The organism is Sodalis-like endosymbiont of Proechinophthirus fluctus (genome assembly GCF_001602625.1).
GTDB lineage: Bacteria > Pseudomonadota > Gammaproteobacteria > Enterobacterales > Enterobacteriaceae.
Genome location: NZ_LECR01000040.1, coordinates 53,388 through 53,838, shown reverse-complemented (window position 1 = coordinate 53,838; position 451 = coordinate 53,388). Strand labels below are relative to the sequence as shown.

The 451-nt window shown below is 48.8% G+C and carries 1 pseudogene; it reads left to right on the top strand.

Going from position 1 to position 451, the window contains the following annotated elements:
• Positions 1–451: pseudogene (locus BG74_RS16700) on the top strand (DnaA ATPase domain-containing protein); the annotation flags it as partial.

Genomic DNA, 451 nt, shown 5'->3' with positions numbered 1-451 from the left:
AGCTGGGATAACGCTCCGCTGCAGCCGGAGCTACCTTATCGCTCCAATGTGAATCCAAAACATAACTTTGACAATTTCGTCGAAGGTAAATCAAATCAGCTAGCCCGCGCTGCGGCGCGGCAGGTCGCTGATAATCCCGGCGGCGCCTATAATCCGCTGTTCCTTTATGGCGGAACCGGGCTGGGTAAGACCCATCTGCTGCACGCTGTGGGTAATGGCATCATTGCGTGCAAAGCCAACGTCAAAGTGGTGTATATGCATTCTGAGCGTTTTGTCCAGGATATGGTCAAATCATTACAAAATAACGCCATTGAGGAATTTAAACGCTATTATCGGTCGGTGGATGCGTTGCTTATCGATGACATTCAGTTTTTCGCCAATAAGGAGCGCTCGCAGGAGGAGTTTTTCCATACCTTCAATGCACTGTTGGAAGGTGATCAGCAAATTATTC